Origin of the sequence: Thermoflexus sp. (assembly GCF_025055495.1) — a bacterium.
Taxonomy (GTDB): Bacteria; Chloroflexota; Anaerolineae; order Thermoflexales; family Thermoflexaceae; genus Thermoflexus.
In genome coordinates this window covers 1-3,414 of record NZ_JANWXB010000142.1, presented here as the reverse complement: position 1 = coordinate 3,414, position 3,414 = coordinate 1, and the positions used below count along the sequence as shown (strand labels likewise).

General features: G+C 64.9%; 4 protein-coding genes. All 4 read right to left on the bottom strand.

Annotated elements, in window-relative coordinates; all coding sequences use genetic code 11:
• Nucleotides 1-15: 15 nt before the first annotated feature.
• On the bottom strand, nucleotides 16-573 hold the full coding sequence (locus NZM16_RS04970) for a (2Fe-2S)-binding protein (protein WP_295479036.1): 558 nt from the start codon (nucleotides 571-573) through the stop codon (nucleotides 16-18).
• A gap of 117 nt (nucleotides 574-690) precedes the next feature.
• Nucleotides 691-1,578 carry a xanthine dehydrogenase family protein subunit M gene (locus NZM16_RS04965; protein WP_295479034.1) on the bottom strand — a complete coding sequence of 296 codons (888 nt, stop codon included), beginning with the start codon at nucleotides 1,576-1,578 and terminating at the stop codon, nucleotides 691-693.
• Nucleotides 1,579-1,767: 189 nt separating this feature from the next.
• Nucleotides 1,768-2,811, bottom strand: a complete 1,044-nt coding sequence (locus NZM16_RS04960) for an NAD(P)-dependent alcohol dehydrogenase (RefSeq protein ID WP_295479031.1) — start codon at nucleotides 2,809-2,811, stop codon at nucleotides 1,768-1,770.
• Between the two features lie 334 nt (nucleotides 2,812-3,145).
• Nucleotides 3,146-3,414: amidohydrolase family protein (locus NZM16_RS04955; RefSeq protein ID WP_295479028.1), on the bottom strand; the 269-nt coding region annotated here is incomplete at its 5' end.

Here is a 3,414-nt window from a genome sequence, read left to right as displayed (position 1 = left end):
AGACCAGGATCTCATTCAACGAGCGGCCATTTCCTGGGCGGCGTGCTGGATGGCTTTCACGATGTTCATATATCCGGTGCATCGGCACAGGTTGCCGGAGATGGCGATGCGGATTTCCTCTTCGCTGGGATGAGGGTTCTCCTTGAGGAACGCGTAGGCCGTCATCAGCATGCCGGGCGTGCAGAAGCCGCACTGAAGGCCGTGGTCCTCCCAGAACGCTTTCTGCAGGGGATGCAGCTCCCCATCTTTCGCCAAGCCTTCCACGGTCAAAATCTCCGCTCCGTCGGCCTGGACAGCGAACATCGTGCAGCTCTTGACCGCCTCTCCATTCAGGAGGACTGTGCATGCCCCGCAGCTGGTCGTGTCACATCCCACATGGGTTCCCGTGAGCCCCAGCACGTCCCGAAGGAAATACACCAGGAGGGTGCGGGCCTCCACTTCCGCCTCACAGGGGCGCCCATTCACGGTCACGCGGATCCGATGGCGGGCTGCAGGCTGGACGGCCGCGGCCGCCTTACGGGGAGCCGCCTGACGTGGAGCTCCAGTTGTTCGCTTGCCTTTACGCGCCGGCATCGTTTCCTCCTTCCCCGGAGTTTCCTAGAGACAAATCCTCTCTGCGGGACCGAAGGACCCGGGGTATGAAAGGTTCCCTTCTCACACTGCCTTACGAAGGGGAGGGAAGAACTGTTCTCATCCGACCATGGGGATGCGTTCTAGGGCTTTCCGGAGGGCTCGAATGGTCAGGACGCGCACCACATCCCGCTTGTATTCAGCGGGCCCGCGGGTGTCGCTGGTGGGCTGGGCGGCCGCAGCCGCCAGTTCCCCTGCCCGGGCGATTACGCTTTCGTCCAGACGCTTGCCGATCAACCACTCCTCCGCTTCCTGGGCCCGCAGAGAGGTGGACCCGACAGCGCACAGCCCAATGCCGGCCTTCCGGCACACCCCATCCGCATCCAGGGCGATCTGGACCCCCACCGCGACCACGGCGAAGTCGCCCACCTTGCGCTCGATCTTGAGATATGCCCCTGCCTCCCGCGGCCCAGGGGTGGGCACCCGGATCTCCGTCACGATCTCGCCGGGCTCCAGCGCCGTCATGAAGGGGCCCGTGAAGAACTCGGCCAGGGGTATCGTGCGCCGGCCGATCCGCCGGCCCTTCGGTCCGGCGATCACCACCTCCGCCTTCGCCGCCAGAAGGGCCGCCCCCCAATCCCCAGCGGGATCCGCATGGGCGACGGCTCCCCCTACCGTGCCCCGATTACGCACGATGGGATCTGCAACCACACGCGCCGTGTCCGCCAGCAGCGGGTAACGCCGCTGGATCAGCGAGGCGCGCTCCATGGTGCGATGGCGCACCATCGCACCGATACGTAGCATTCCCCCGTCCTCTTCCAGGAAGTCCAGACCGGGGAGGCGATTGAGGTCGATGAGGACCCTGGGGTTGGCCAAACGGAAGCGCATCATGGGGATCAAGCTCTGACCCCCGGCCAGAAGGCGGGCGTCCGGACCATACTGCTGAAGGAGGCGGACCGCCTGATCCAGCGTCGATGGGGCCACGTATTCGAACGACGCAGGGAACATGAGGACCTCCTTTCGATGGAGCCTCTCAAGTTTTTTCAAGCAACGCAGGCGCCTTCGCCGCCCCCAATCCCCCCTTTCCTCCTCCCCGCGGCTTCGAGGGCCGCGGGGAGAAGGAAAGGGGGAGAGGTCGCTCTACCCAATGGGCGGATCCCCTCCAAACATCCCGCCGTCCCTCTGTCCAGAGCCCGGTCAGAGAAGGATCACCGCGCGGCCAATGTAGCGGCGGTTCTTAAAGTCGTCGATGGCCTGGTTGATCTGATCCAAGCGATATCGCTGTGCGTACACCTTCACCAGCCCCCGCGCATTGAGGTCCATCAGCTCCACCAGCTCCATGTAATTCCCCACCAGACTCCCCGTAAGCGTCATCTCGCCGAAAATCATCTGTACGGTGGGGACCTCCAACTTCCCGCCGTAGCCGATGATGATGTGAGTTCCGCCGCGGCGGAGCATCTGCCACCCCTGCTGCTCCACCCCCGCCTCGCCGACGAAATCGAGGACCACGTGGGCGCCGCCTTTCGTTCGCTCGCGGACCTCAGCCACCAGGTCCGGCCCGCCCGCCAGGACCTCATCCGCTCCCAGGTCCCGGGCCAGCTGCCGGGCCGCTTCGGAGATATCCACCGCTATGATGCGGGCGCTGGAGAGGGCGCGAAGGACCTGAAGGGCGATGTGACCCAGGCCCCCAACGCCGATGATCACGCAGAAGGTGCCCGGGGGAAGCAACTTCGCCGCCCGCTTGGCCGCCCGATAGGCCGTCAGCCCGGCATCGGCCAGCGGGGCCACATCCGCCGGGACCACCCCCTCCGGCAGTTTGACCAGGGCCCGCTCGTTGGTAAGCAGATACTCCGCAAATCCTCCATCGGCGTTCAGGCCGGGGAAGACACCGCGCTCGCAATACATGTCCTCCCCCTGGCGGCAGGCCAGGCACACCCCACAGGTCCGCAAGGGATGGCAGATCACCGCATCCCCCGGCTTCACCGAAGTCACCGCGCTCCCCACCTCCTCCACCCAGCCGGCGTTCTCATGGCCAGGGATGTAGGGGAGCAGCTTCCCATCCGGATCCAGGATGCTGCGCCACACCCCCTCGATGATGTGAAGATCCGTCCGGCAGAGGCCAGCCGCCCCCACGCGAACGATCACTTCGTTCGGGGCAGTGATGCGGGGCTCCGGCACATCCTCGATCCGGAGCTGGACCTTCAGATGGGGATCGTATTCGTAAAGCCGAGCCGCCTTCATGGGGACCTCCTGTAAGGTAAAAGCTGAAATCAGGGGTGAGGAGGAATTCTGAAATAAAGGGCGGAGCAGCCGTTGCGGGTCGTGGCCCCCCGGCTGCTCCCTGGCCCCTTACGACCCCAGGCCCCTGGACGGTCAGAGAGCCTTACGTGCGTTTCCGATTTCCTGCTCCGCCAGCAGCCCGGCGAGACGGTTCGGCTCATCAATGATGAGGAGGCTGCCCCCCTTCTTCCCCCTCCCCATCGCCCGAAGGGCGGTAAGGAGGGGAAGGAGGGGGAGGAAAAACCCTGTTCGCCCAGCGCCGAAGGCGCCCAAGGTCGCACGAACGCTTCAACGCTCACGCCGCCATGGCAGCCAACCGCTGGCCGATGGGATCGCGCCGCAGCTTTTCCCGCTGGGCGGCGATATCAATGCCGTAAAGCCGCGCCGCGTTCTCCCCGAGGATCTTGCGCTTGGTCTCGAGCGTTAGATCGACGCCGAACTCATCCCGGATGTCGGGGGGTAGCTCGAAAGCGATGAACCGTTCGATGATCCAGCGCGGCGACCAGAGGGCGTAATCGCTGCCGAAGAGGATGCGATCCGGTCCCAGCCAGTAAAGGAGATTTG